The sequence below is a fragment of the Pararhizobium sp. DWP1-1-3 genome (assembly GCF_049896125.1).
In the GTDB taxonomy this organism is placed as follows: domain Bacteria; phylum Pseudomonadota; class Alphaproteobacteria; order Rhizobiales; family Rhizobiaceae; genus Pararhizobium.
In genome coordinates, this window is record NZ_JAFCTR010000042.1 from 1 (window position 1) to 1,340 (window position 1,340).

General features: G+C 59.7%; 2 protein-coding genes. Both read right to left on the minus strand.

Annotation, left to right across the window (positions count from 1 at the left end; genetic code table 11):
- Positions 1–15 precede the first annotated feature (15 nt).
- Positions 16–510 carry a ferritin-like domain-containing protein gene (locus tag ACP7BS_RS29675; RefSeq protein ID WP_426233298.1) on the minus strand — a complete coding sequence of 165 codons (495 nt, stop codon included), beginning with the start codon at positions 508–510 and terminating at the stop codon, positions 16–18.
- Positions 511–563: 53 nt separating this feature from the next.
- A partial coding sequence (locus tag ACP7BS_RS29680; protein WP_426240917.1) for a PhnA-like protein occupies positions 564–1,340 on the minus strand: 777 nt, incomplete at its 5' end.

Sequence of the window (1,340 nt, forward strand, 5' to 3'; positions counted from 1 at the left end):
ATTGCGTCAAGGGGATTAACCCTCTGCCTTCTGGTTGACCACTGACGTGGCGATGGCGGTGAGAGCCAGGTCGGTGGCCTGTTCCTCATCAAGCGTCGTTTGAAGAAGACCGGCTGCGTCGTTCAAGCCAAGCTCAAGTGCCCAGGTCCGCAAAGTCCCGTAGCGCGACATTTCGTAGTGTTCGACTGCCTGGGCGGCGGCGAGAAGCCCAGCGTCAAGCGCAGGCGAGCCTTCATACTCTCCCATGATTTCGGCACCTTCGTTGGTGATGCCAAGAATGGCGTCGCAGGTCTTCTCTTCAGGTTCTTCGCCGATGATTTCGAATACCTGTTCAAGTCGTTCGACGTGAAGTTTGGTTTCGGCCAGGTGTTTCATGAAGGCATCCTTGAGCTGAAGGCTCTTTGCCGCTTCGTGCATCTTAGGGAGCGTTTCGACGATCTTGTTTTCGGCGAAATACACATCCTTGAGCGTGTCGAGGAAAAGCTCGTCGAGTGTTTTGACTTCGGCCATGGGAGTTTCCAATCCAAAAAATGGCCACCGGACGATTCCGGTGGCCGGAAGTGTCAGACAGTACGGCGGGTCGCCGTTTCAGCGACGATGACACCGCTACGTTTCGTCCCGGTCACGCCGCCGAACCACGATGCAATCGCACCGAGGACCAGCGCAATGAAGCCGAGGATCGCTCCTGCAGAGACCGCAGCGGTCGCCGCCTGGGCGGCGTCAACGGCCTGCTGCTTGGCGGCGGCAATGTTCTCGCGATAAGTCTTTTCGTAGCCGTCGACCTCGGCGCGCGCCTGAGCGACAGGAATGTTTTTCGCCTTCGCGACTGCGTCAGCGGCGCGGACGCGGGCATCTTCGCCTGTTGCCTCGTCACCTGTCACGGCAGCCTGCACAGCGGCAATCGCAGCGTTCTGGAGCGCCTGCGGATCGTTAGCATTCGAGTTGCGGATTTGCTGTTCAATGCCAGCCATGGGATTCGCCGAGTTGGCTACCGCCGGAGCGGCTGCCGTGACAGCCGTTGCCGCTGTCTGACCCACGCCACCGACGACGCTTGACAGTCCACTAAAGGCTCCGCCAATCAGAGCGCCGACCGAGGTTGTCAGCAGGTAGAGAACGACAAGCGTCGTAACAGCCCATGAGGTGAGGCCATGGTAACCTCCGGTCGAGTTGCTTGGCCGGCCGGAAAGCCGACTTGCGATGTAGCCGCCGATATAAGCCGACACGAGGCCAGCGACGACAAACCAGACGCCGCCGGCGATGGAAAATGTGCTTGCATCGGGATTGTCCGAGGTTGCTGGATCAAGGACTGCCGCTCCGATCCCGACCCCGAGGAGGTTCAA